We start from the raw sequence: 25,705 nt of genomic DNA on the forward strand, positions 1-25,705 counted from the left end.
CATATTGGAATTCGTTCAATCCATATGCTTCCTTGAGCACCTGCGCTATAGTGAAGATATGAAAACGACTTCATATTGGAGGGTATTCCTACATGTCCAAAATTACATTCCTAGGCGCCGGAAGTACGGTATTTGCTAAAAACGTGCTCGGAGATTGCCTGCAAACTCCCGCATTGCAAGGCTTTGAAATCGCTCTCTTTGATATTGACCACGAACGCCTGCAGGACTCGGCAAACATGTTGAATAATATCAAAAAAACGGCTGGAAGCACGTCGATTATCCAAACGTATACAGACCGCAAGGAAGCTCTGCGAGGAGCCAAATATGTGGTGAACGCCATCCAAGTAGGCGGCTATGATCCATGTACGATTACGGATTTTGAGATTCCGAAAAAGTACGGTTTGCGGCAAACGATCGCGGATACGGTCGGCATTGGCGGCATTTTCCGAAATCTGCGTACGATTCCTGTTATGCTCGATTTTGCGGCGGATATTCGCGAGGTATGTCCGGATGCTTTGTTCCTAAACTATACGAACCCAATGGCTGTATTAACGAATGTGATGAACACGTATGGCGGCGTTCGTACCGTCGGCCTCTGCCACAGCGTACAGGCATGTATTCCTGAGCTGTTTAAAAGCCTTGGCATGGAGAAGGAAGGCGTAAAAGCCAAAATCGCAGGCATCAACCATATGGCTTGGCTGCTTGAAGTTACGAAGGACGGCGTCGATCTGTACCCGGAAATCAAGAAGCGGGCGATTGAGAAGCAGAAAGAAAAGCACCCGGATATGGTCCGTTTTGAAATGATGCTGAAATTCGGCCATTATATTACGGAATCCTCCGAGCACAATGCGGAATATCATCCCTACTTTATCAAACGGAATTATCCGGAGCTGATTGACCGCTTTAACATTCCGCTTGACGAGTACCCGCGCCGCTGCATCGAGCAGATCAGCCGCTGGAAGCAAATGCGCGAGGATCTCGTGAACGATGCGAATTTGACGCATGTGCGTTCTCACGAGTATGCGTCGTACATTTTCGAAGCGATTGAAACGGATGTTCCGTTCAAAATCGGCGGCAACGTGATGAATACCGGCTTAATTACGAATTTGCCGCGCGAAGCGTGCGTGGAAGTGCCTTGTCTCGTTGACCGCAACGGGGTTACGCCTACTTATGTCGGCGATCTGCCGCCACAGCTTGCGGCGCTTAACCGTACGAACATCAATACGCAGCTACTGACGATTGAAGCGGCGATTACACGCAAACGCGAGCATATTTATCACGCGGCGATGCTGGATCCGCATACGGCGGCAGAGCTGTCGATGGACGACATCGTGGCGATGTGCGACGATTTGATTGCCGCTCATGGCAGCTGGCTGCCTGAGTTTTCATAATCCTTTCCATAAAAAAAGGTCATGACGTATGTTTGGCATACGCATGGCCTTTTTACTTACCCGCCAAATGCATCGCGAAAGGCGCTGTTGAGGGCCGCTGGTTCGACTTTCCAAATCGGAGCAATCTCAGGTCCGACGTTATCGTCAAACCAGTCGGACAGCGCTCTACGGTTGGAGCCGTTCTCCACGATGAAGGGGAGATTGAGCATCACCTTTTTCACATACAGCTCCTCGGCTTCTTTAATTTGCTCCGGGGTTAGCCATATTTTCAACCGTTTCACAGTCCGGTACAGCTCCTTGCTGCAAGCTCTCCGAATGCTGCGGGCATTGGGCAGCTGCTGCTTATGTTTTTCACTTTGCTTGTTGTTGATCATGACTGCAACCACACTCCCTCTATGCTATTTGTATGCATGGAGTGGGCTTGGAGCCACTAGGGACAGGAACCTAAGGAGCCCAAGTTGCTGAATGTTCGTTTACTCTCGAGGGAGACGCACCTTGAACGAGGTGCCTTGGCCCAAATCGCTTTGCACGTCGATGCGGCCATGATGGAGCGCAATAATCTTCTGCGCGATCGCCAGCCCGAGGCCGCTTCCGGCATTGGCGCGGTTTCTTGCTTTATCGGCTTTGTAGAAGCGGTCGAAAATGTGCGGCAGCTCATCGGCAGGAATTCCGATGCCGGTATCGCTGATTTCTACCAGAATGTCCTTCGCCTCCAGCTGAATGCCGATCCTCAGGGTATCTCCCGGCCTGCAGAACTTGATGCTGTTCGTAACGAAATTTTGCCACACTTGGTGGAGCAGCCCGGCATCCGCGGATATCGTGACCTCCGGCAGATCAAGCTCGATCGCAATTTCCTTCTCGCTCCATTGCCATTCGGTGACGATGAGAATTTGGCGGATCTGCTCGTCCAGCCGGTAGACGCTCCGCTTGACGACATGGCTTTCTTTGTCCAACGAAGCTAGTGTCAGGAGCTGCTTGCTAAGGGAGGAGAGCCGCTTGCTCTCTTCTAAAATGACATGCAGATACTTTTCCTTTTCTTCCTCAGACGTGCCTTTATCCAGAATGGATTGCGCGAAGCCTTGTATGGACGTCAAAGGCGACTGAATCTCATGCGAAACATTGCCGACGAACTCATGCCGCATCTCATCCAGCTGTTTGAGCGATTGCGCCATATAGGTGAAATCTCTGGCCAGCCCGCCGATCTCATCCTGCCGGGAAACGTCCATGGCGATGTTGAAATCGCCCCCAACGATCCGTTTCGTAGCTTCCCGCAGCCTTTTGACCGGCTTCACAATGTACTGCGAGAAAATAACGATGAGAAGGATGCTGAATAGAAAGGTAAGCCCTAGCAGGAAGGCCATAAGGACGCGAACGCCGCCGATCTGCTGCTCCAAATTAGGCCGCACGAATAAGGCATATGGCTTTCCCTGCACCTGAAGAGGGACTCCGATGCTGTTTCGCAAACTATTTTCAAAAAAGCCGGTCACCATAAGGAAGTGGCGCTCGACAAGAATGCCGCGGTAGGTTTCGCCGTTCAACACCTGGCGGATTTGTTCGGAATCAAGCTGGATATGCCGGAAAGGAGCCCCGTAGAAGGTGCCTTCCATTCGATCGTTAACCGCATAAAGCTGAAAGCCCATGCCCGCGATATGCGTGAAAAAGACGCCCGGTTCCAGCTCAGGCACCTGTTCATATAACGAGCGGATTTCGTTCGTTACTCGCCAGATTTGTTCTTCATTTTCGTCCCGCAGTTTAGCCGAGTAATAACTGTTCGATAGCAGCAGGGCCAGCATGCTGCTGACCATGGCAATGACGACGAAGGTCATGACAATCCGAAAATATAGCGTCTTCACCCTCCGGTCACCTCAAGCTTGTAGCCAAGCCCCCGCACCGTTGTAAGAATGAAATCGCCGGTCATGTCCTGAAATCGCTCCCTAAGCCGCTTAATGTGTACATCAATGGTCCGGCTATCGCCTTGGTAGTCGGTTCCCCAAAGCATCTGAATCAGCTGCTCCCGCGTAAAAATGCGCCCGGGATGGCTGGCCAATTGCGCCAGCAGCTGAAATTCTTTGAGCGGAAGAAGCATCGTTTGCCCTTGGGAAATCACTTCATAGCTTTTGAGATTGATAACGGTCTGGTTTAACGTAATCTTTTCCGAGGAGACAAGCTGGTAACGGCGCAATAAGGCGCGTACGCGAAACAACAATTCCTTCGGTTCGAACGGTTTTACCATATAATCATCGGTCCCGGACGCAAAGCCTCGCTCCTTATCTTCCAGCTCTCCCTTCGCGGTTAAAAGAAGAACCGGTATATCGTAATGTCCGCGAATTTCTGCGCATAGAGCGAGGCCGTCCCGATTGGGCATCATCACATCGACAACCGCTATATGAATCTGCTCGCGCACCATCAATTCTGACGCTTGCTCACCGTCCGCTGCTTCAAACACCTTGTATCCTTCCTTGGAAAATACGAAACGGAGCAGTTCTCTAATGTGAGCATCATCATCGGCAACAAGAATCTGGGTTATCAGTTTGCGCACCTTCTTTTCGATAATCATTAAGCTTGGCAACAGTGTAAACGAAAAGAAAGCTTATTGCCACTTCTTGTATGCGATGGAGGAATCGCTGACCGTTAATCCACGACCAGATATCCGATCATCGGACCGTTATGGGCAATATCGGCATGCGTCATGCAAATAATGCGGTAGGTGCCTTCTTGCTCGGCGGTGAAATGGACGACGGTTTCTTTTCCTTTTTTGACTTCACCGCTAATGTTGAGTCCTTCAATCAGAAAAGGATGGCTGTCGCCGTTGACGCCGTAGATGCTCAGTTTGATTCTCTCGCCTTTACGGATAAGGACTGTGCCTGGATCCCACCGGTACGCTTCGATCGTTTTCCCGTCTTTGGACGTCGATTTGAACTCCCCCACAACCATGTGGATGGTTCTTTCGGACGCCGGTTCGGCCAGCGTGGGGACGATTTTCCCGCGGTTCAAATAGAGCATGCCGGAAAGAAGCAGCAGCAGTACGAGGGCTGCCCGATAGAGATGCTTGCGTTTTACAATCCATACTTGGGACATAGGGACCCGCCTCCTGTACAAACATACTTGTACATTTTATGCAGAGGCTTGTCAGCGCATGAATATGTTTATGATACTTGCTGCTGCCAGGCGGCGGGAGAACGGCGAAGCTGGTTGATCAGAGCCCGTCTGTGGTAGAATGAAGGGTAGATTCGGAATGGATAATAGAGGGAGAGAGGGTTCAGGAATGGGTGAGTTGATTCACAATGTTTTGCTTTACTTGGAAGGGCTTGGGTATTGGGGGATTTTCCTCGGATTGATGCTGGAAGTAATTCCGAACGAGCTGCTTCTTGCCTATGCCGGCTACTTGGTATCCAAAGGAGAAATTCAGTTTATTGGTGCTATTGTTTGCGCGGTTGTCGGCGGGACCCTGGCACAAATCGTGCTTTATTGGATCGGACGTTACGGAGGCAGACCTTTCCTGGAGAAGTACGGCAAATACTTGCTTATTAGCAAGCATCATATCGATGTAGCTGAAGCGTGGTTCAACCGCTATGGCACGGGCATGATTTTCACAGCCAGATTCATTCCCATTGTTCGTCACGCGATATCGCTTCCTGGTGGCATGGCCAAAATGCCGCTTGGCAAATTTACACTGTACACGGGGCTAGCTCTAATTCCTTATTCTTTTCTCTATGTTTACTTGGGGATGAAGCTCAAAGACAACTGGGAGACGATTGACGAAATCGCCGGGCCTTATATTAAACCATTAATCATTGCAGCAATTATACTGACGCTTTTATATGTGGGATATCAACTCTATTTGAAAAGAAAAGCGAAGAATTAGCTTCCTGTATTTGGCGCTTTCGAAGCAATTTGTTACAATATTAAAGAAGAATCATGAAAAAGGAGATGGGTAGCGATGAGCACGAATCTTGCAAGCAAACTGCGCACAGGCTTAAAGCCTCAGCAATTCATTGACAGCATGGAGAAAAATCAAGAGCAATTTCTGGCGTATTACAATGGATTCGAATGGGACAATGAAGAGGATAAGGAATATTTCGATTCTCTCAACAACCGCGACGATCTGCGCTGCCTCATTATTGCTGCAGAATGGTGCGGCGACGTCGTTCGCAACGTGCCTGTCGTATTCAAAGCGCTGGAGAACAGCGGTGTGCCTGTAGAAGTGCTGATTATTGAGCAAAACTACGACGTTATCGATCAATTCCTGACAGGCGGCGGCCGCGCGATTCCGATCGTTGTGTTTACCGATACCGGCGGCTTTGTGCTTGGACACTGGGGACCTCGTCCGAAAAACGTGCAGGCGGTCATGACGCAGTTCAAGAAAGAAAATCCAGATCGCGAAGCGCCTGATTATAACGAAAAAATTCAAGTAGCCAGAGCCGAAATGGGCCGTCAATATGGCGAAGGTAACGGGTACCATGCGGTTATCGTGAAGGAACTTCGTGACTTAATCGAGTCGTTCTAAGCGAATTCCAAGGTGAGGGCATATGATTAATATAGATACATTTGTTTTGGGACCTGTAAGCACGAACGCCTATTTATTATCCGATCCGGAAACAAAAAAAGGCATTATCATCGATCCTGGGATGAATCCGAAGTCGCTGATCAAGAAGATTGCCGATTTGGATATTGAGGCGATTCTTCTGACGCATGCTCATTTCGATCATATCGGCGGCGTTGAGGAAATTCGCAAGCTCAAAAACTGTCCCGTTTACATTCACGATCTGGAAGCCGATTGGCTGACGAATCCGAAGAAGAACGGCTCTGCGCGTTGGCCTGAGCTGGGCGTCCTTATTGAAACGGAGCCGGCGGAATATGCGCTGGATGAAGGGCAAACCTTAGAATTTCTAGGCGTCCAATTCAAAGTTTTCCATACGCCAGGCCACTCTCCGGGGAGCGTTAGCTTCCTGCTAGACAAACATTTATTCTGCGGGGACGTCTTGTTTAAGCTGTCGGTAGGCCGGACGGATCTGCCTGGCGGGGATAACAATACGCTGCTCGACTCCATTCAAGATAAGCTGTTCGTTCTCGAAGACGATGTCATCGTTTATCCGGGACACGGCGGTAAAACAACGATTGGTTTCGAAAGAGACAACAATCCATATGTGTAAGACCAGACGGTGTGTCGGGAATTTGTTCCTGACCGCCGTTTTTTTTGTTCTATCGCAGTTCCCCAGAACGGCTTGTCCCACATGTACAAGCGGGCTTATGCCGGAGGCTCGTTCGCCCATGATACGTAACCATTTTTGGGTGAACTGGGTGTTTACCGTGTTCGTCGTAGGTGCTCCCCCATAGACTGATGTTGTAAGCTATTCACCCAACATGATCAATAACAACATGAGTTTAATGCTTCATAATTCTAAGGAGGTGCTCCACCATGGAATATGTTAAAGCTCCAAATTATCCAATTGCACCGATGGCGGCTCCAATGCCAGCCCCTGCTCCTATGCCAATGCCAATCACCATGCCGATCGCACAACAGCCAGCGCCAGCCCCGATTATGCATCATCATAAACCGGTGCACAATGATATTCACCTGCATGCATCGTACCAACAAACTTCGTTCGTTTTCCCTAAACCTGTTGCTGCAGCTCCGGTAGCCAAAGTTTGCTCGTACGGCCACAATAATCTGGGCAGCATTCTGGTTCTGTTTATTTTGCTTGTTATCATTACCCGTTGTATTTGTAAATAATAACAGTCAAAAGAAACAGCGCGAAATGGACCCGCGGGAGGTTGACACCTCTGTGGGTTTATTTTGTTGAACCGCAAAGTAGTATCATTTTTTCACAACGTAGAGTCACATTTGCCCCTTGTATCTTGGTAAGCTTGAATTGTTAAGAAGGACGATGCAGCGACAATTCAAAGATGACAGGGGACTAACGCGATGCAAAAAAATGATGGCATGAATTACGCACCAGTCGGTACATTTAACTCCGTTTGCAAACCGGGGGAGTTTATATTTGCAGCAGCAGCTTTGGATCATGGCCATATCTACGGCATGTGCAACGGGCTTCGCGAAGCGGGCGGCGAGTTGAAATGGGTTTACGATCCCGATTCGGCCAAGGTGGATAAGTTTGTGTCTACATTCCCGGGCGTTCGCGTCGCAAGCTCCTTGGAGGAGATTCTCCAGGATCCCGAAGTCAAGCTGGTCGCATCCGCAGCGATTCCATGCGATCGCGGGCCACTGGGGCTAAAGGTTATGGATAGCGGCAAAGATTATTTCACGGATAAAGCGCCGTTCACGACGCTGGAGCAGTTGGAAGCGGCACGCGCGAAGGTGGCAGAGACGAAGCAGAAATATGCCGTTTACTACAGCGAGCGTCTTCATGTAGAGAGCTCCATCTACGCAGAGCAGCTTATTAAGCAAGGCGCGATCGGACGCGTGCTGCAGGTGATCGGCCTTGGCCCGCATCGCATCAGCCTGTCGAACAGACCGGACTGGTTCTTTGAGAAGGAGAAGTTCGGCGGTATTTTGTGCGATATCGGGAGCCATCAGATCGAGCAGTTTCTGCAGTTTACCGGTGCGAAGGACGCTAAGGTGGTGCACAGTAAGGTTGCGAACTACCACTACCCGCAGCACCCGACGTTCGAAGATTTCGGGGACGCGACATTGGTCGGCGACAATGGGGCAACAGGCTACTTCCGTGTAGACTGGTTTACACCGGATGGATTAAGCACATGGGGCGACGGCCGCATGACAATCCTCGGAACGGATGGCTACATCGAGCTTCGCAAATACGTGGATATCGCCAGAGAGCAAACGAGCGACCATGTGTATCTTGTGAATGGAGATGGCGAGCAGCACTTTGCCGTGAACGGTAAGGTTGGATTCCCTTACTTCGGCCAACTGATTCTCGATTGCTTGCATCGTACGGAGCATGCCATGACGCAGGAGCATGCTTTCAAAGCAGCGGAACTGTGCTTGATTGCGCAGCGGGATGCGATGAGAATAACAAGCAGCTAAAATTTTGGTTATAAATTCAGGATAATTCCAACAAGGATATCGTGTGAGAAGAAGACTTCTGCTGATGAGGAGGTCTTCTTCTTTTTTGTCTTGGTTTTGGGTGGAGTTGGACTTTGAATGTATCATAGAGTTATTCTGTAAGGTATAATTAACTTTATATTCCCAGAAGAAAAGATCGATGTACGAGATATGGACGAGCAAAGATATATTCTTTCAAGCAGATCAAACGGAGGGGAAGTACTGTGCAATCGAAATTTAAATTCGCTGTAGGCATATCCATTGTGGGATATGTAGTGAGTCTTTTAACGGCTCGATTTCTACCGGGCGCACTCAACTTATTGGTGCCGACCACTTTTTCGTTAGGAAGCATTCTCGCACTTAGTCGTCATGATGCCGCAAGGAAAGGCCCCAATATTCCGGATGCTACCAATGTATCTGAACCGAACACAGAGCCTGTGAGCAGTGCCAAACCGGATAGTAAAGTGGAGCATGTGGAAAGCGATCCATTCTGGGGACCCATTTCTGAATATATTCACGTGATCGAAGAGACCGTTATTTCCGAGGGGCAGAAGAACACATTAGACGGTGAAATCGTTGAAAAGACGCTTAGCTTGCTTTCCAGAGTAGGCCGGTTAATCCCGCAGCTGAAAGAACTTAACGATCCAAACATGAATCATAACATCCAACGTTTAATTTTCAAGGACCTTAATGGCGCTATTAACCCATTCCTGAAGCTTGGCGGAGAAGCGAAACGATTAAATCGCCGGCTGCTGCTATCCGGGATCAAGGATATTAACTCCCAAATCTCCGCTTATGTTGAGACCATTGAACAGAAAGATTTAATTGAACTGCAAACGCGAATGGAACTCATTCAACAACGCTATCGTTCAACAGACTAAAGGAGGAACCGAAAATGTCAACCCAACTGGTACAATTGAAGTCAACAGATTTGTTGAAAGTAGAACAGGAAGCAAAAGCACTGCTCCAAAAAGTATCTGCAACCGATACGATGGAATTAGAAACGTTAATGGATTCAATAGGACGTATGGGCACAAAAACGATGGAGCAGGCCGGTCAATCTTTGGCCATGCTCGAGCGTCCGGTCAACGAATTGATGTCTGGCAAACGTTCGGAGGTTCAAAACAACATTTTGAAGCTTCGCAACGAAATCGATTCTTTGAGTAAGAGCAAACAACTCGGTTTTTTTGAAAAAATGATGAAAAAGACACCTCTGAAAAATTATATCTACAAATATCAGTCTGTGAAGACAAACGTCAATGCCATCGTTCAATCCTTGCGCAACGGTAAAGAAACACTTGAAGAGAATATGGCTTATATGAAAACACTGAAGAGGAATTCTATAGATTCTGTCTACAATCTTCAAATGCGGATAGCTATGGGTGAGAACTTGAAGCAGCTCTTTGAGCAGGAGATTGCCAAGCCCGAAAACGAAAGCCGCAAAACGCATCTTGAAAGAGGGCTTCGCAAGGTCGTGACGCGCATACAGTCCTTTCAGGAAATGGTCATCCTCTATCAGCAGGCGATTGCCGGGACGGATATCATCAACGATAATAACGATAAATTGATCGATGCCGTTAATGCGACAATCGATAAAACACAGAATCTGCTTACCGTATCTGCAATGATTTCTATGGCCATCGAGGATCAGGTACAGACTATTGATGCTGTAAATTCGGCGAATGCGACGCTGAATAAAATGTTTGAGGAAAATTCACGTTTGTTGAAGGAAACGACTCAGAAAACGAACGAATTGCTTGGAAAACCAGGCTTGCAAATGGACTCCATTGAACGGGGCATGGCCGATCTCTTCAGCGCCTTGGATATGTTTGAACAGTCCAATCGGACCATTATCCAATCGGCGACAGAGCATACCAAACGTCTTGGCGACATTAGCCAGCAAATGACACAGCGGCTTGGCTTAATGCCCGGCAATAAAACGAATGCGGAGAAAGCATCGGAACTAAGCGGGCTTCTAGAATAAAAAGCTCCGTCTTTAACGGACAAGCCCGGTGCTTTCAATAACGATTTGTGTTTTAACTTGAAATTTGACAGAGGAATAAACGGATTGCCAATGTTCCCAGTCGTCTTCTTTACCGAAATATTGACTTAGGTAGTGAAGGCCGAAGCCGTAGGGGTCAACATTGGCATCCCGGATTTTATAAAGCAGCTGTTCCACTGTCTTGTTGACCGTTGTTTCAAGCATTTTCTGGACTTCGCGGAGGTTGGAATTCAGCACTTTAATCGGGCTTTGCTCAATCATTCCATTCATTTTGAGGGAATACACGACTGTTGGAACTTCATCGTTTGTTATGGAAACATGTTTGGATATCCGTGAGACGTAGAAGGCCAGCCGCTTCCCTTCGTAATCAATGGGGACGCCTGAACGGCTGAACTCGTTCGCACTCATGTTGTAGAGGATGGTTTCCATCGGGCTTAACCGAAGCTGTTCTTTCGTTTTATTGAGCAAAGAAAGCTTCTCGACAACGTAGGAATCGCCGTCAAAGCTTACGATGGGCAGGTAGGGATCGAGTCCCTTTTCTTTAAACCGGCGAAAATTATCGAATAAGTTTGCGGTTACGGTGTAAGGGGAAACCGTCCCTTCTTTGCCAAAGGTTAAAAAGAAGGAATTGCCCGCCAGCCTCTCCGTTGACGGATTTGCCTTTAACAGCTTGTGTGCGTTCGGTTCCGCTAATGCCATATAAGAAATCAGTTGAATGTCTCTTCTTCTCGCTAGCCAGTTCAGCGGCTCCTCCATGGATTCCTTCACTAAGCTGTCTCCAAACAAGAACATCCGGCAATGACCGAAATCGAGCTCTTTATCGACATGAGCTTTTATATTTCTAACCGCTTCCGCGATGCTTTTGGCTTCCAAATGCTCGATCTGGCTCTCTGCCATTCCCTCACCGACTTTAGAGGCCGGTATGGCTAGCCGAAGTGTGACGAGGTAAGGATTTTCCTTTTTCCCGGTCCAATCCATGCCCATAGCCACGACGAAGAATCTCTTATCAAGGTCCTTGAACCCGCATCCTCCCAGAGATAAACAGATCAACAGCAAAGCAACAGGCAGTAATAAAATCCTCATGCACATACGTTCTCCTTCTTTTTCCTCCATACAAAATAGAGCATCATAAAGAGAAATAGGAATTCCATGAAAAACCGGACAACGAGCCATGTCTCAGAAATAACCTGGTTCACCTCCAGGCTCACAAATCGCATAAAGACGAAAGATAAGATCCCGGCACCTAACGCTAACCATTTATTCATATTGGGAACCGGGTCCTCTTCTAAAGCCACAGAACGATTAATGGCATATCGGATCAACATGATGGTTGTATGCCATGTATTCATGACAAACAGCAGCGATAATCCGGTAAAGAGCAGCAAAAAGACAAATAAAACCCGATTAATGAATCCGTACTCCATAATCATGGAATCCGCCGTCATGCTCCAAAGATAAACGTAATCTCCCACACCTACCGAACCATGAAAACCGATGGGGACGAAGAAAGTAACCAATAAGAAGAAACACCCGAATAAAGGAACGATCCAGCGAAAACGAAAGCGAAATCCTTCAACATGCAAGCGATTCAATAGAAAGAGGGAGAAATGGCCTGAAAACAAAAAGGTAGCTGCAGCTATGGATACGAAGGACGGCGGCTTGTTCACGTATCCGGCAACGTAACGGACGGCGTCCCAGTTGAAGCTATCATTAACAATGGCTTTAAACAGAAACAAAAGCAGCAGCGGAGAGATGATCAGCATCATGATTTCAAGGATAAACTGGACGGATCGGGTTGACCGGGAGCTTGCCCATATGCCGGCGCTAACCATGAGAAACAAATTTAAGTAAGGATTCATATCCGGATAAAAGAACATCCGAACCGTCTCCGAATAGGCAAAAATAATGATGGTCCCTGCCGGCAGCCAGACAAACAAACCAGCCATTAAGCTTAAGGTAGCGGTAAGCCATCTGGGTATGTATCGATCGCATATTTCGGGAAAGCCCAGCCCGGGAAACTTCTCAAAAGAAGCCATCATCACGTAAGCCATCACGGAGCCAATTACCGTTGCGATGAGCATGCCGGAAATTGCGCCTTGGAACCGATCCCTTATGAGCAGTGTTGGCACGAACATCATAATGTTGATCATGCCGACATAAAGCACATGATAATAGGTATATCGTGCCATGGCTTACTTTGTCCCCTTTCCATGATGATGCATCTTCGCCTCTAACTTCGGAATGTAGAGCGCCAAATAAGGTTGGCCAAAGCTTCGAAGATTGCACCAATACACGATTAATGCAAAAAATGAAACGACGACCCCCAGCAATCCATAGAAAATGGAGACGATCACAAACAGGTATTTAATGAAACGCACGGAGTAACCAAACCCGTTATTCGGGATAACAAAATTAGAGATGGCGACAACGGAAGTTACGATGATCATGATGCTGCTCACTAATCCCGCCTCTTGAATGGCTTGGCCGAGAATTAATCCGCCGACGGTTGTTGCCGTTGACCCGATATAGCGAGGCAGGCGAAGACTGGCCTCATTCAAGGCTTCAATCATAAAAAGCATGATAAAGACTTCGATGAATGAAGGGTAAGGGACGACTACTCGGCTGCCGGCTATTGACAGTGTTAATTGGACCCGCAGCACTTCAGGATTATAAGAGACAATAGCGATGTAAAGGGCAGGCAAGGTAATCGTCAGCAGCGTGGCAATATATCGGAGGATGACCAGCGATTGGCTCATCCAGAAGGATTCGTAGTCATCGTCCATCGCGTGAAGGAAGTCAAACAATCGAACAGGGAGCACAAGACCGAAGCGGCTTCCGTCTTGAAGGAGCGCTATTTTTCCGCGTTCGAGCATGATGGCGATCCGGTCGGGTCTTTCTGTCTGGAGGATAATCGGGAAAAACCGGTGTCTTTTCCCGGATAGTGCTTGCAACAGCTGACCCGCCGCGCGGAGAATCTCGATTTGCAGCTTGCTAATCCGCTCGTTTAATACATCAAGGACTTCTTTATTCACCAGCTTTTTGTCATATAGCACACTTACGCGTGTTCTGGAGTTCTCACCTATGATGTGCTGATCGACAGAAAGAGAAGGGAGATTATAACGCAAGCGGATAAGGCTTATGTTAAGATCTAAATCTTCTGTCAGTGCTGTTTGAGGACCTTGAAGGGAGGCTTCAATTTGAACGGAATCAGGCTTGTCCTGAAACTTTCTTTGCACATTGAAGCGGTAAATATTGTCCTCGATTTTGAATAAAAGGGTGCCATTGAGCAGCAGTTGTGTCCAAATGTCGGGTTGATCGGCGATGCCGAAGTTCGGGTTAGCGTTGATCATGCGATCGAATTCTTCCGGATCGAAACAATAGGAATATGGAATGAGCAGCCCATTCTTGATCGATGCCTGATCGCATAGTGCAGGAAAGTAAACAAGCTCCATCTGGAGGTAACCGTTATCCAATGTGTCATAAGAAAGATCGGATGGGTCATTAAGTTCAGCGCGGATTTGTTCGATCATGCTATTTCCTCCAATTCCTCACTTTACCATTCGGTTTATCGTACCCTGGAAGTAAATGAACCATACAAGTTAAGGAAAAAGAAACACAAACAGAAACAGCCCGATCTAAAGACCGAGCTGTTGATTTGTGCGGAAGGACACGTATTCCTCCCGCATTATAGCAAGTAACGGACATAAATATAAATGCTGGCTAATGCGACGGAGAGCAGCATAAGGGGGAAGCCGTATTTCATAAAGGTTATGAATTTAATAGGGTGGCCTTCCTTAGCAGACAGCCCTGCTGCGATTAAATTGGCGCTGGCCCCAATTAGTGTGCCGTTTCCGCCCAGGCATGCACCGAGAGCCAGACTCCACCACAGTGGTTCCAGGTTGTTTACGCCCATATTGCCCATTTCTTGAATCATCGGAATCATCGTCGCGACAAAAGGGATATTGTCTAAAAAAGCGGAAGCAATCGCACTAAGCCATAGAATCAGCATAGATGTAGCGACGGGATTGCCTCCGGTCAGTTCGATGGCTTGCGCGGCTAATTCGGAGATGACGCCGGTTTCCACAAGACCTGAGACAAGCGCGAACAACCCGACAAAAAAGAAGATGGTGGTCCACTCCACCTTAGTGAAGGCATTTTCCATGGCGTGTTCGCCGGTTAGAAGCAGCAGGATAAAGGCGCCTGTTAAGGCGACGGTCGCTGATTCCAGATGAAGCATTTGATGCAAGAAGAAGCCGACGATCGTAAGCCCTAATACGGAAACACTCTTAATTAACAAAGTACGGTCCGTAATCACATCTTTTTCATCCATGTGCATGATGCTCATCTTCAGTTCTGGTGTGGTCTGAATTTGTTTGCGGAACATAACGACGAAAATAGGCAGTATGCATGCCATGATTACAACGACAATTGGGGCAAGGTTATTAATGAAGGCCATAAACGTTAATTCTTTAACTGCGCTGCCGATCATGATGTTCGGCGGATCTCCAATTAAGGTAGCTGTGCCGCCTATATTGGAAGCCAGTATTTGCGTGATAAGAAAAGGCACAGGGTTCACGCGAAGCTGCCTGGTGATGCTAAACGTAACGGGTACCATCAATAGTACGGTAGTCACGTTGTCCAGGAAGGCAGAGCCGATTGCAGTGATCAGAACGAGTGAAATCAAAATGCGGACCGGGTCGCCCTTCGCTTTTTTAGCGGAAATTAGAGCGATATATTTGAAAAGACCGGTTTCTGCGGTAATGTTCACAATGATCATCATCCCGATCAATAACCCCAGCGTATTAAAGTCAATATGGTGCAATGCCGCCTCTTGATCAACAATGCCAAGGACGACCATGAGGACGCCGCCGAGCATAGCGACGATCGTACGATGAATTTTCTCGGCAATAATCAGGCCGTAAGTAACTAGAAAGATGCCAATAGCTAAAATTGCTTGCTGTTCCATCCTAATCCCTCCCACATGTTATTTGGGTTGAAATGAAAAATAGTCAATTAATGACTTTGCGCCGCGGATACAAGTAATTTGATGAGTTCATTCATATATTATTCTCCTTTCTCTGCATAAAAAAAGAGCCCACCAAGGGCTCGGCATGTCAAAAAAAGACCAAAAGGAGCCCTTGGTGACAGGCTCCTCCAAATTACAGTCATATTCAATTCTTACATGATAGGAATGGCTAATGGTTATTAATCGTTTGCGTTATAAATTTACACTGAAGCAGAGATGATGTCAAGGGTCTTTGAATCTGTGTTTGAACAAAGGCAAGGAGACTGAGGCGTATGTCGCTATCTTTTTGATTGTAAATTTTGCTTCGATTGTAAAATCAGTATTTTTGTTTGCGCTGCCAGGACTTGTGAGCCCAATCGTATATTCCATATTCGTAGAATCGGCCTCTTTAGTATCCTTGGTGCTGACTGGTTGGGCAGAACATGCCACGATGATAAATAAAAGAATTACAGTCAAAAACAGAAGGAACTGTTTCAAAATTTCTCACCTCCGTGATTATTTTTTGGCTGTCCAGCGATTAAAGAAGGCTGTATGGATATTTTCCAAAAAATTCAAATAAAATCATTTCCATATTATAAAATTTGTGCTAGGGTGTATATACTACTATTCATTTTGCGAGGTAACATGGGAGAATTAGCACTATCGTGTCATCTAATTAATCCTTTCTTATTAGAAGAAATAGACAATCCTGAGCATTATATTGATCATGAAAATATAGACCACGAGCTAGGGCGAGTTGATGTTGATGAACAAGGTCTTCGCAATTTAATCTCCCACGCACAGCTAATGACTGAGCTGTATTCCGGTGAAAATGTAAAAATGACTTTTCCCGATGATAGAAGAAGTGAAACAGAATTTAAAGGTGGATACAAAATCGCTTTATCTCGGGGAGCTCCTCTAAATGAGGTCAAAGTGTATAATTTATTTTTCCGCATATCAAGTCATCGAATTGATTCCTTCCTGAATTTTCCGACCGCTCAAATGTATACGACCACTCGAGGAGAACGATGGATACTACTCCATCCTGATCATACAAGTGCTAGAATAGAACAAGAAAAGAACTTTTACATAAATAGGACACTTGAAATGCTGAATCAGGGCAAAATAACACAAGAAACCTTTACCCATCTCTATAATAATCTTTTACTATTAAACATAAACGAAAGATGTGCGCAAACATTAATTCATGAACATGGACATGTTCTACATTGGATGGGATTTGACTATGTATTTAAACAATTATTAATTACTAACATATATCCTGAGACAGTTCAAAGCAGTCCGGTAATGAATGCGGGCATATTGACTTGGTTTACGAAACACGGATATATTTTCAATGTGGCAGATCGCGTTCCTGGATTTAAAGTGATGAATCTTTCCGAACAGTTGCTGGTTTTGAAGGAGTCATTTGTAGAGGATTATCGGATTTGCTTGAACATGAATTCGACGGGTGGTATGATAATATTACCAAATGCATATTGTGTAGTTGGTGACCTAATGAATCCTGAACTGTTATTGGAGGGAGTGAGGATCGTGAACATGATGCTTGAGGAGACAAAGAAAAGACAGCAACTAGATCTACAAGCTAATGCATCCAGCGGAGTAACAGAAACAGAATATGACCGCACAAGAATATCAGCAAGATTTTTTGATGCAGCATTAAGTACTGACTGGAAACCTGGAGATACCTCGCTAAATAACACGGATGTTGATGCAATGCTAAATAAGCTTCTCATTGATTCAATTCGTACCCAAGGACCAGCCATATTTGAAGCAGCAACAGCAATTGTTTCTGAAGCCGCTGGAGATAATAGGAGTGCTTTCACTGAGGCCCCCGTTAACCAATGTTTACGAACATAATAATTTCTAATATATTAACCGGTCGATTAAGATCGGTTATTTTTATTGTAATTTATAAATTAAACCATATTTTCCTAACGCTTTCACTATTTTTAGTAGATGGATAGAGTGATATTTATGTATAATAGAAAGGAAATAATCTCCATAAACTAGAGAAGGAGAGAGATATTTGAAAGTTTATATTCGCTATGTAATCCCCGCCCTACTGACATTTGCGCTTTGTGGGGGCGACGGGCAAGGATTTGCAGCTCAAGCTTCGAATGGCGGTGACAAATGGAGCGTTTCGCATTGGCCAACGAAAGAGCTGGACGGTGAGGTTTATGTGAAGGCTTCCGACGTTGTCAAAACGCTAGGAGGAAGCGGGGAGTACCGGGCTGATTTGAATGATTTTGCCTATGCGTCAGGATCTCGTGTAACGGAGGTAGTTAAAAAGGTTTCGCCGTCTATAGTCGGAATTATTGGCAAGCCGATGAACGGAAGTAATGCTTCGTCGGACAACCGTTTTAATTTAGCTCATGGCACCGGAATTATCGTGCAATCTGAGGGTCTCATAATAACAAACGCGCATGTGGTCGAAAACATGAAGCAGATTATCGTTGTGACCTCGGAAGGAAAGCAATATGCTGGAAAAACGATTCATTTGGATGAAGAGAGCGATTTGGCGCTCGTGCAAATTGATGCAAAAAACTTAGCGGCAGCCACTTTTGCCAAAAGCAGCAATGTTGAGGTCGGTGAACCTGTTGTTGCGATCGGTACGCCCATTTCTTTTGCTCTTCGCAACTCAGTTACCTATGGGGTGATTAGCGGGACCGACCGTTCCCTGCATTCTACGTATAGATTGCTTCAAACCGATGCAGCCATTAATCCGGGCAATAGCGGCGGCGCTTTGGTTAATCTGCAGGGCGAGGTTGTAGGCATTAACTCGTTGAAGTTATCTGCTGCAGGTATCGATGGGCTTGGATTCGCTATTCCTTCAGACACGGTACAATACATATTGAATCAGTTTTTAAAGTACGGGAAAGTCAAACGTCCGGCGCTTGGTCTGGAAGTGGAAGAGAGCTGGGCAGCTGTTGTCGGGCTTCCTACGGATGAGCCGCTTAAGGTTTCGCGCGTGGATCCCAATACCTCCGCTGCCGCTGCCGGAATTAAAGAAGGCGACGTCCTGTACTCTGTGAATAATGCCAATGTGAAAACGCTGGTTGATTTGAATGAGCTTTTGAAACAATATTTACCTGGAGACAAGGTTACTTTAACCCTGCAATCCAACGGAGACATTGTCCAAAAAGAAATCACACTACTTGATGCTACTCAAACCCAATAAACCCGGAAGGTGACGAATGATAAAATTGCGCCATACATACCTACTTTTATTAGCATTTATACTCATTATGATTCAGCCGCTCAGCGCGTTTGCCGATACGCAAACGAAAGACCAATCGGTACATATTCAATTGAAGCTCGGTGAAGATCATATTACGATTAACGATCAAACCATTTCTGTTGAAACTCCTTATGTGAACAATGGGGTGACACTTGTTCCTCTACGAGTGATTACATCGGCCTTCGGAGCAGCATTAAGCTGGGCATCTGAAACGCAGACGGTAGGACTCACCTATAACAGTACATCCATTTCGTTACAAATCGGCAGCACGGCAGCTACAGTCAACGGTAAAGAAGAACAGATTGAGGCTGCGCCTGAGTTGAAAAACGGTACGACGATGGTACCTCTTCGATTCATTTCGGAGAAGTTTGGAGCTAGCGTAAAGTTCGATGAAGCGACGTCAACGATTACGATTTCTAGCACGCGTGCAGCGAACACGGATGCGGAAGGTATTGATTCGGATTTAGGAAAGACGCATATCGGAAACAGCTATTATGGCTGGTCAATGAAATATCCGACGGGTCTGGTGAAGGATTATCAGAGCTTTAAGGAGGATTATGTTTCATTCGATGATGCGAATGGAGAATACCGCATTTCCGTATCGGTGAAATCCGACATGACTGAGAATCTGTCGGAGGATGCTTTGCTGGACTTGCTGGTGGATCAAACGGATGATGAACCGATAATAGAGAAAAAATATGTTGCAAGCGGTACGCGTCCATACGCGCTGCTTAAATCCAAGTACGATCATGAACTCTATGAATATCGCGCATATCAAAGCGGTGACAAGGTATATATCCTTATTTTCACGATTAAGAAGGAAGAAAATGATAAGGTTATAACGAAGCATAATTCTTATCAGGATCTATTAAACAGCTTTCAATTATCATTTGATACGAGTGCTAAATCCTTGAAAGACCTATCGACGGTCAAGGATGGATTGCGCATGTTTACGGATGAAACGTATGGACTCTCCATCAAGATCCCAGCCGATTGGTCGAAATCCGGCAGCAACAGCGATATGATTCAGTTCACAGATCCGAAGAAAAAAAGAAGCATCAGTTATAAAGTAACTTCAAAGTCGGAAAGCGATACGCTGCAAAAATGGTCTGATCGTAACGGTGACAATTATACACAGTTATACTCTTCAGCGTATAGGAAAAGGGATGTTCCACGAAGTATCGTTGTTGACGGAAACCCGGCGCTTGCAACGCGAACGTCGAATACATTTGACTCCCGTACTTGGGACGCAACCGAGAATGTGTATATCATCAAAGGAAATTATAAATATTATATTGTCGTTGATTTTAGCAATAAGGACGACCTTTCCGAGAGCTTCATTCAATCCACGTTCCAATCCATTAAGATTGGTAAGCCTTCCAGTTCGATTGGCACAATCAAAGACAGCGCGGAAAACTTGGACCGTTCGAAAACGAGTGTAGTGAAGAATAAGAATTATAACTATACAATTTCAATTCCTGATTACTGGAAGCTTAATGCTGCCCAAAGCAAAAACGGCAATCTGACGTATTCGTTCGGAATGGGTAATCTTCTTTTTGTCGTCAATGATTCTGATCTATCCGGCTTAAGCAGTCAAGAGATTCTCGATCAGATAAAAGGGAAATTTCAGTCTGAGCTCGGCGGTTCGGATATCAAAGAGACAGTCAGTCGGACGGAAACCGTTGACGGCGTTCAAGCAATCTGGCGCGAATGGGAGTATAAGAACATTGTATCGACCTTTTGCATCTTTCAAAAGGGTGACAGCCATTATTTATTCATGATCAATTACCCGAAGGCAATTCAAACGGATTTCTTGCAAAAACAACTTACCGATACGATCAAGTCATTCAAAACAATCAATTAAAGCACTGCAGCCGGAGCGCGTCTCCGGCTTTTTTAATTTTGTAGACTAAACTACATAGTTTAATCAATGTCGTTACTAGAAGACGACAGCCAGTTAAAAAGCCAAGAAAGATAGAGTTTACTGACGCTAACGACTCAAAAAAAGAAAAACACGACACAAACGGAGTAAATTTGTGTCGTGTTTTTGTTTTTTTTGTATAAAACGGTGAAAAAAATTAGCTTCAGATTTTCTTTAGAATTTCCCCAACAGAATCTTCAATAGTTTTTCCTATACTCTATCTAAACATTAGGGATTGGGGGGCGCGTTGTTGAAACGAGTAGGATTTTCCTTTGTTGCTACACTTCTGCTGTGTATCAGTTACTATCTCACTAAATAGACGAAACAAGATTATAGTGCAAGTGCACATCTATTTTACCTTGGAGTTATAACGAATCATTAAGGAGGAACTCAAAATGAATATACAGAGGTTCAAACCACTATTGCTTGCTTTAAGTTCGCTATTGATTATTCCGCTGCTCGGGATAATTTACGTTTATCTCAATCATGCCGGTGGGGATGCACATAGCTTGGTTACCGATTTGGATCGTCAGCTTCCTTTTTTGAAAATTTTCATTCTTCCCTATTTGAGTTGGTTTGGATTCCTTATTATTGCCTTCGTCTATTTGGCTGTGAAGCAGCGCGAGGTTTATTACGAAACATTGCTACATTTCGTCTTTGGCCTTCTTGCGTGTTATGCGACCTACACCCTCTATCAAACTTATGTACCGCGGCCTGAGCTTGTTGGAGACGATTTCCTGACAAAAGCCGTTCGCCTCGTATACAGCAAAGATGAGCCAATCAACTGTTTTCCTAGCACACATGTGTTGACGTCTTACTTGATGATGAAAGCCTATCTTCGATCTACATTGGTCGCTAGGTCCATCCGCATTGCGGTTGCCATCGTGTCTCTACTGATCATCGCCTCCACCCAATTCGTCAAACAGCACGTCCTGCTTGATATTGCTGGCGCCATTGCTGTTGCCGAGATGGTGATCTACGCGCTAGGTCGTATACGGCAACTTTGGCTCGGCAGTGCCTATAGGTCAGGTATGTTGAAATTAGAAATGGACTTGCCGCAGTCTGTCCAAAACTTTGAAACGAAACGAGGTGCTTAAGTAATGCCACGTGAAAAAATATTGTTGTTAACAGGATCCAGGGGCGACGGTCACATCCAGGCCGCAAAAGCTATTATGGAGGAAGCGAAGCTGCGATACCCGGAAGCGGAGATCGTCACCGTTGATTTTTTGGAATGGGTCCATCCTCATCTGCATGCAGTCGGCGGGTTCTGCTACTTACAGTGGGTGAAGAGCATGCCCTCTATGTACGGATACTTATACCGCAAAACGCGCAGTGACAATAAATGGTCCACCTTGTTCAAAAAAATCCGTTCCTTCCGGACCTATCGGATGATGGAGCTGCTGCGAATTGTGCAACCGACGAAGATCGTCAGCACGTACCCTGGAGCTGCGGCAGCGATGTCGTTCCTCCGCTCCACCGGGCTTACGGGATTGCCGACAGCCACCGTAATAACCGACTATACCGCTCATAGTTATTGGGTTCATCCTTTCACCGACCGCTATCTGGTAGGAGCCGAGCATGTAAAGGTAGCACTTCTACAACACGGAGTATCGGAATCTCAGATCGAAGTGACCGGCATTCCGATCCGTCACTCCTTCTCCAATACTTATGACCGTGACGAGCTGCGCGGGAAATATGGGTTACAACCGAATCAATATGTCGTTCTCGTTATGGGAGGAGGCTGTGGTTTGATCGGCAAAAAATTGTTGTCTCAATTGCAAAGCAACGGTCTTCCAGGAAAAGTACAGTTCGTTATTGTCTGCGGACGCAACAAGAAGCTGCAGACAAAGTTGGAGGAAGAAGTGCAGAGGCTGAGTGAGCTGGGAGAAAATCTGCATAACTATTGGATTACAGGCTATGTGAACGAAGTCCATGAGCTTATGGCGTTATCCGACCTGATCGTAACGAAGCCGGGCGGTCTTACAGTTACCGAAGCTCTTTCGCTTGAGCTTCCGATGCTGTTGTTTAAACCGCTGCCTGGTCAAGAAGAAGACAATGCCGCTTACCTTGTTGGTGCCGGTGCAGCGTTGGAGGCATCCAACGAGAGCGAGCTAGCGAATTATCTGCAGCAAGTGTTGGCCAACGGATCACATCTAAGCCGAATGAAGGTAGCGGCCCAGCAGATTAACCGTAAACATAGCGCTGCCACTACTTTAGAGGCAATTATGGAGATGGAAAACCAGTACGTTCCCACGATACGCAGCAGTAGGATGTTATCGCCACTGCGAATGCGGAATAGCCGCCTTTGAAAGGATGAGGTTTTCTTTGGTAGATATGAATCGACCTGCTTTTATTATTATGATCGGTATCATTATATTGTATGCGATCGTTCCTTACGTGCTTACCCGTATCCTCGGCATAGGTGCTATCCGCAAAGGCGCAGTTCCGCAGGAAGTCGCCTTCACCTTTGATGATGGGCCGAATCCGGTTTACACGCCGATCCTCCTTGATTTGCTGAGCAAATACGGGGTTAAAGCCACTTTCTTCGTTCTCGGAGAAAAAGCTGCAGCGCACCCTGATCTGATCCGGCGCATGTGGCGGGAAGGTCATCTCATTGGCGTCCATAACTACACACACCGAATGAACATCCTGATGCCCCCATGGGTGGTAAGACGCGAAGTTGAACGGGCCGCAGATACGGTCGAATCCATCACCGGCGTACGCCCCCGCTATTATCGTCCTCCATGGGGAATCTTCTCCCTTGCTGATCTGTTTCTCGCTAAACGGTATACGTTCGTACTTTGGTCTGTGATGGGCTTCGATTGGCGACGAGACACTGCGGAGAAGAAGCTGAAAGACAAGTTGGTGCGCCAAATAACCTCCGCTTCCCTTCCAGACGGAGAAGGCACCATTGTGTTGCTTCACGACTGTGGAAATACTTGGGGTGCAGATCCTGAAGCGCCGAAATACATGCTTCTCGCATTGGAGGAAGTATTGCCCAAGCTCAAAAACGCCAATCTCCGTTACGTCCGTTTAGACGAGATGACGTTGGCTTCAAGCGCTGCACACTCCGCGGATGACGCAGAAACTAGATTTTCAGAGGTTTAAAATGTAAAGTTGAGGCCTGATTAGCTTGCTGGAAAGCTAATGACTACCTGTTTACCAGTGCATTTAGCAAATATACGGGGTCTCAGTTATCTGCCATTTTTTACTATGCTCCTAACCATGGTTTTAGCACCACTAATAGCAGTAGTTATGTTGACAGTGAACACTCGCTAACGTTCTTTCAAGATGAAGGTTACTTAACTGATGGTTCTTATAGTTTATATGGTAAGCATAAAAATACACTTCTTGCAGACTCTACCGGTAGTACTTTTAATTGGGATTCTTCAAGAACGGCTTTTGAGCGTAAATCGGGAACAAGCGATGAGCAATCTACTATAATCGCGGTTTCTGGTACACCGCAAAACAATGAAGTATCGATCCGATTTAACCTGCCTAAGTAATGGTCAGGTCAGTATTATACAAAAAAGGCCTCTTTTCAAATGGGGTCTTTTTGTATACCAGGACCAATTTTTCGAGTACTATTAACGTAGAAGCTGAAAAATAACTTTCTCTAGGGAAATATAAATAAGTATAGGAGGTTTATTAATGATAAAAAATAAACTCGTGATGTCTCTGTTCCTTATTTCCTCCTTATTTTTCAAACATAATGTAGAAGCTGAAGAAATCACTTTCTCTGACGTTAGTTCCAATCATTGGGCCATTGATGATATCCGGTGGGGAGTAGAAAATGATATTATTGACGGTTATCCCGATGGGACTTTTAAACCAGAAAAAACAATCGGACAAACAGAATTTATCAGTATGCTGATCCGCGCATACAAACCTATCGACTTTGAAAAAAGTAATGAAGATACAGATTGGTTTAAACCATATATGCACTACGCTTTTGATAATGGTTGGGGAAGCAGTATCGTTGTGCCACCACCAACTTCAGGAGTTCATTCCTTTTCAGACGTAGGAATGAACCGCTTTAGAGCTGCGAAATTAATCACAAATACTTATGGTAGGAATTATAATCAGACTGATTCTGTTCAATTTTTGTTGGATATTAATATCGTTCAAGGAAAATCTAATAAATCACTTCAAGGTTATTCAGGTAATGACTCGTTAACTAGAGCAGAAGCATTAAAGCTAATAAGGAATGTAAAATCAAATCTGGATATACTCTATTGTTCACCACAAAATGAAACTTCATATAACCCTAATTCGGTAAAAACATCACCAGCAGAAAACTTTCTACTAGAAGTAAGTCAACCACCAGAATTTTCTTTGTCATTTAGCCAAATAACTTTTGACAATCCGAAATATGGATATGAAAAAATTAAAACAAATAATTTTAATCTAAAGGGTTCTGTCCTACAACAGGTTGGAAACGAACTAACAGTAATTGAAGAAGAAAAAACAATAAATGGATTTGTAAAAATTAAAACTGAGGTTCTCAAAATTAATGAGGTGAAAATTGATTGGGAATTAGTATTGCCTGAGAAAAAGGGGTTGTATAGAATTACGATTTATACCCCTTCTACAATTAAGTCATCAAATGGGCAGATTTCAGATGGGAGTACAAAATTAACTAAGTTTTATATCGAGGCCTCATAAAGAATGTAAAGATTTTAAACGACGCCTTCGATTTCTTCTGTTGGTGCAAGGTGAATAGCGCAGCCGTGACGATGGGCAACGGGTAGTTATTCTTTCCGATCCCCATCGCTTCCGCGCTGTACCCTGTATCTAGTGATTTCGTTAATGCGTGGTAGAGTAGGTTGGCGCTCATATTTGGATACTTTGCCTGCAGATCGCTTAGTTTACTACACCACTCGTTAAATTGACCGTCAGAGACGAACGCCTAAATACTTGGATAATTCAGTGCGGGTTAAAAGCTGGTTCTGATGATTAGAAGAGGGTGCTACTACATTATTTGCATTAAATGAATTTGACATTAACCGGCAGGAGACAGGTTACCGGTGTAAAATTAACAAAAAGATAAAGCGCCTTTATGTAGGCAGATTTGTGTCATCAGACACTTTACTTTTCCAT

The 25,705-nt window shown here is 45.6% G+C and carries 23 protein-coding genes; 15 read left to right on the forward strand and 8 right to left on the reverse strand.

Annotation, left to right across the window (positions count from 1 at the left end):
- Positions 1-92: 92 nt before the first annotated feature.
- The gene (locus AC3WRW_RS16265) at positions 93-1,391 is read left to right on the forward strand and encodes an alpha-glucosidase/alpha-galactosidase (protein ID WP_492547350.1); all 1,299 of its coding nucleotides are present in this window, start codon (positions 93-95) and stop codon (positions 1,389-1,391) included.
- Positions 1,392-1,447: 56 nt separating this feature from the next.
- Here AC3WRW_RS16265 and AC3WRW_RS16270 read toward each other — a convergent pair whose 3' ends face one another.
- From AC3WRW_RS16270 to AC3WRW_RS16285, 4 genes are all read right to left on the reverse strand, one after another.
- Complete coding sequence (locus tag AC3WRW_RS16270) at positions 1,448-1,765, reverse strand: dehydrogenase (RefSeq protein WP_492547351.1); 318 nt, start codon at positions 1,763-1,765, stop codon at positions 1,448-1,450.
- A gap of 99 nt (positions 1,766-1,864) precedes the next feature.
- Entirely contained in the window at positions 1,865-3,244 is a 1,380-nt protein-coding gene (locus AC3WRW_RS16275) for a sensor histidine kinase (RefSeq protein WP_492547352.1), read from the reverse strand.
- Positions 3,241-3,948, reverse strand: coding sequence for a response regulator transcription factor (locus AC3WRW_RS16280; RefSeq protein ID WP_492547391.1), 708 nt, complete (start codon positions 3,946-3,948; stop codon positions 3,241-3,243). Before AC3WRW_RS16280 ends, AC3WRW_RS16275 begins: the two co-directional genes overlap by 4 nt.
- A gap of 74 nt (positions 3,949-4,022) precedes the next feature.
- Positions 4,023-4,394 (reverse strand): cupredoxin domain-containing protein, encoded by a 372-nt coding sequence (locus tag AC3WRW_RS16285; RefSeq protein WP_492547392.1) that lies wholly within the window; start codon positions 4,392-4,394, stop codon positions 4,023-4,025.
- Between the two features lie 262 nt (positions 4,395-4,656).
- Between AC3WRW_RS16285 and uptA the strand changes: the two genes are divergently transcribed.
- The 7 genes from uptA (at position 4,657) to AC3WRW_RS16320 (ending at position 10,399) form a co-directional block, all read left to right on the forward strand.
- Entirely contained in the window at positions 4,657-5,256 is a 600-nt protein-coding gene (gene uptA, locus AC3WRW_RS16290; protein WP_492547353.1) for an undecaprenyl phosphate transporter UptA, read from the forward strand.
- 75 nt (positions 5,257-5,331) lie between these two features.
- Entirely contained in the window at positions 5,332-5,898 is a 567-nt protein-coding gene (locus tag AC3WRW_RS16295) for a thioredoxin family protein (RefSeq protein WP_171687497.1), read from the forward strand.
- 22 nt (positions 5,899-5,920) lie between these two features.
- A complete protein-coding gene (locus AC3WRW_RS16300) occupies positions 5,921-6,544 on the forward strand; it encodes an MBL fold metallo-hydrolase (protein WP_492547354.1) in 624 nt (207 codons plus the stop codon).
- A gap of 266 nt (positions 6,545-6,810) precedes the next feature.
- The gene (locus AC3WRW_RS16305) at positions 6,811-7,125 is read left to right on the forward strand and encodes a hypothetical protein (RefSeq protein ID WP_492547355.1); all 315 of its coding nucleotides are present in this window, start codon (positions 6,811-6,813) and stop codon (positions 7,123-7,125) included.
- Between the two features lie 192 nt (positions 7,126-7,317).
- Positions 7,318-8,397, forward strand: a complete 1,080-nt coding sequence (locus AC3WRW_RS16310) for a Gfo/Idh/MocA family protein (RefSeq protein WP_492547356.1) — start codon at positions 7,318-7,320, stop codon at positions 8,395-8,397.
- Between the two features lie 242 nt (positions 8,398-8,639).
- A complete protein-coding gene (locus tag AC3WRW_RS16315) occupies positions 8,640-9,296 on the forward strand; it encodes a hypothetical protein (RefSeq protein WP_492547357.1) in 657 nt (218 codons plus the stop codon).
- Between the two features lie 14 nt (positions 9,297-9,310).
- Positions 9,311-10,399, forward strand: a complete 1,089-nt coding sequence (locus tag AC3WRW_RS16320; protein WP_492547358.1) for a toxic anion resistance protein — start codon at positions 9,311-9,313, stop codon at positions 10,397-10,399.
- Between the two features lie 12 nt (positions 10,400-10,411).
- Here AC3WRW_RS16320 and AC3WRW_RS16325 read toward each other — a convergent pair whose 3' ends face one another.
- The 4 genes from AC3WRW_RS16325 to AC3WRW_RS16340 all read right to left on the reverse strand — a co-directional run bounded on the left by AC3WRW_RS16325 (position 10,412) and on the right by AC3WRW_RS16340 (position 15,383).
- Positions 10,412-11,500, reverse strand: coding sequence for a Ger(x)C family spore germination protein (locus tag AC3WRW_RS16325; RefSeq protein WP_492547359.1), 1,089 nt, complete (start codon positions 11,498-11,500; stop codon positions 10,412-10,414).
- Positions 11,497-12,606, reverse strand: coding sequence for a hypothetical protein (locus AC3WRW_RS16330; RefSeq protein WP_492547360.1), 1,110 nt, complete (start codon positions 12,604-12,606; stop codon positions 11,497-11,499). Before AC3WRW_RS16330 ends, AC3WRW_RS16325 begins: the two co-directional genes overlap by 4 nt.
- A gap of 3 nt (positions 12,607-12,609) precedes the next feature.
- The gene (locus AC3WRW_RS16335) at positions 12,610-13,947 is read right to left on the reverse strand and encodes a spore germination protein (RefSeq protein ID WP_492547361.1); all 1,338 of its coding nucleotides are present in this window, start codon (positions 13,945-13,947) and stop codon (positions 12,610-12,612) included.
- A 155-nt stretch (positions 13,948-14,102) separates the two neighbouring features.
- Positions 14,103-15,383, reverse strand: a complete 1,281-nt coding sequence (locus AC3WRW_RS16340; protein ID WP_492547362.1) for an ArsB/NhaD family transporter — start codon at positions 15,381-15,383, stop codon at positions 14,103-14,105.
- 591 nt (positions 15,384-15,974) lie between these two features.
- Between AC3WRW_RS16340 and AC3WRW_RS16345 the strand changes: the two genes are divergently transcribed.
- From AC3WRW_RS16345 to AC3WRW_RS16375, 7 genes are all read left to right on the forward strand, one after another.
- Positions 15,975-17,303 (forward strand): hypothetical protein, encoded by a 1,329-nt coding sequence (locus AC3WRW_RS16345; RefSeq protein WP_492547363.1) that lies wholly within the window; start codon positions 15,975-15,977, stop codon positions 17,301-17,303.
- 169 nt (positions 17,304-17,472) lie between these two features.
- Entirely contained in the window at positions 17,473-18,624 is a 1,152-nt protein-coding gene (locus AC3WRW_RS16350) for a S1C family serine protease (protein ID WP_492547364.1), read from the forward strand.
- Positions 18,625-18,640: 16 nt separating this feature from the next.
- On the forward strand, positions 18,641-20,548 hold the full coding sequence (locus AC3WRW_RS16355; protein ID WP_492547365.1) for a copper amine oxidase N-terminal domain-containing protein: 1,908 nt from the start codon (positions 18,641-18,643) through the stop codon (positions 20,546-20,548).
- Positions 20,549-21,000: 452 nt separating this feature from the next.
- Positions 21,001-21,702 carry a phosphatase PAP2 family protein gene (locus tag AC3WRW_RS16360; RefSeq protein WP_492547366.1) on the forward strand — a complete coding sequence of 234 codons (702 nt, stop codon included), beginning with the start codon at positions 21,001-21,003 and terminating at the stop codon, positions 21,700-21,702.
- A gap of 3 nt (positions 21,703-21,705) precedes the next feature.
- Complete coding sequence (locus tag AC3WRW_RS16365) at positions 21,706-22,914, forward strand: MGDG synthase family glycosyltransferase (protein WP_492547367.1); 1,209 nt, start codon at positions 21,706-21,708, stop codon at positions 22,912-22,914.
- 25 nt (positions 22,915-22,939) lie between these two features.
- Positions 22,940-23,713 carry a polysaccharide deacetylase family protein gene (locus AC3WRW_RS16370; protein ID WP_492547368.1) on the forward strand — a complete coding sequence of 258 codons (774 nt, stop codon included), beginning with the start codon at positions 22,940-22,942 and terminating at the stop codon, positions 23,711-23,713.
- 543 nt (positions 23,714-24,256) lie between these two features.
- Entirely contained in the window at positions 24,257-25,270 is a 1,014-nt protein-coding gene (locus AC3WRW_RS16375) for an S-layer homology domain-containing protein (protein WP_492547369.1), read from the forward strand.
- Positions 25,271-25,705: the final 435 nt, after the last annotated feature.

The sequence above is a fragment of the Paenibacillus sp. FW126-R14 genome, assembly GCF_058789495.1.